The following is a 263-nucleotide window of genomic DNA, read 5'->3' as shown; positions in this document are numbered from 1 at the left end:
AGCCGGAGCTGGCAGAAGGCGAGCACAAGTTCACGGCCAAGGCCACGGACAGTGCAGGTCAGGACAGCCCATTGACAGGTGAATACGCCGTAGTGGTGGATACCACCGCTCCGGCCAAGCCTGCAGTGATGGCCGCTGACGACAACGTGGGCGACGTCAAGGGCTCGATCGAGGCGGGTGACACCACGGACGATGCGACCCCGACACTCACAGGCAAGGGCCAGGCGGGTGAAGTCGTGACGATCTACGGCAACGGCGTGGCT

1 protein-coding gene is annotated in these 263 nt (G+C 64.3%); it reads left to right on the top strand.

The window, feature by feature from the left end:
* A partial coding sequence (locus tag QEP11_RS16625; RefSeq protein ID WP_284337766.1) for a hypothetical protein occupies positions 1–263 on the top strand: 263 nt, incomplete at both ends.

The sequence above is a fragment of the Comamonas halotolerans genome (genome assembly GCF_030162935.1).
Lineage (GTDB): Bacteria > Pseudomonadota > Gammaproteobacteria > Burkholderiales > Burkholderiaceae_C > Comamonas > Comamonas halotolerans.
The sequence above is the reverse complement of the archived record's forward strand: the minus strand, read 5'-3'. Positions and strand labels throughout refer to the sequence as shown.